Source organism: Paraburkholderia sp. EG287B (genome assembly GCF_040965595.1).
Lineage (GTDB): Bacteria > Pseudomonadota > Gammaproteobacteria > Burkholderiales > Burkholderiaceae > Paraburkholderia.
The window spans coordinates 1-249 of record NZ_JBFRCG010000122.1 but is presented as its reverse complement, the minus strand read 5'-3'; the positions used below and the strand labels follow the sequence as shown (position 1 = coordinate 249).

Genomic DNA, 249 nt, shown 5'->3' with positions numbered 1-249 from the left:
TAGGGCCTGCAGGCGCATACCGACCTGCGAAAACGGGCCGGACATAAGCGTGCTGCCTTTACCTGAAAGCCAAAAATCGCAACACTGTTTGCAATCCGGGAGGCGTCCACATAAGACCTTCCCTAGTTATCCAGCCAGTGAATAGAATTGCTGTGCGGGATTCTGATCGACACCACCATCGTCCATCTGCCCCTTGACGATCATGTGCATAACTTCGATGCCGCCCAACAGGATGCGGGCACAACGAAA

1 pseudogene is annotated in these 249 nt (G+C 53.8%); it reads right to left on the bottom strand.

What is annotated here, in order from left to right:
- Window positions 1–126: 126 nt before the first annotated feature.
- Window positions 127–249: pseudogene (locus AB4Y40_RS43000) on the bottom strand (IS6 family transposase); the annotation flags it as partial.